This is a genomic window from Komagataeibacter intermedius TF2 (assembly GCF_000964425.1).
GTDB classification, from domain to species: Bacteria; Pseudomonadota; Alphaproteobacteria; order Acetobacterales; family Acetobacteraceae; genus Komagataeibacter; species Komagataeibacter intermedius.
In genome coordinates, this window is record NZ_BANF01000582.1 from 1 (window position 1) to 344 (window position 344).

The following is a 344-nucleotide window of genomic DNA, read 5'->3' on the forward strand; positions in this document are numbered from 1 at the left end:
CCTTCCGGGCCACGCACGGTGCGATTGGAAAAGGGTGGATTACCGATCGCAAGGTCATACCCGTTTGCGAGCTTCGCTGTCGTGAAATCTTCGCTGCGGATCCACTGGTTCGGATAGAGCCTGCGCGCAATCCTTGCCGTAATCGGATCATTCTCGATCCCGGTAAAGGCGATGCGTCCCTCGAGCCTTTCCGGTCGGGCCGCGATGAAAAGACCGGTCCCACAGCCGGGTTCAAGCACAGAACCGCCCCTGAAGCCCATCTGCAGCACTTTGTTCCAGAGTGCGTGCACGATCAGTTCAGGGGTAAAATGCGCATATTGTGTCGCGCGCTTCAGTCCTGCCCT

The 344-nt window shown here is 58.4% G+C and carries 1 protein-coding gene; it reads right to left on the reverse strand.

The features are described 5' to 3' along the window. On the reverse strand, positions 1-344 hold a 344-nt coding region (locus B7449_RS18605), incomplete at both ends, for a class I SAM-dependent methyltransferase (RefSeq protein ID WP_048884052.1).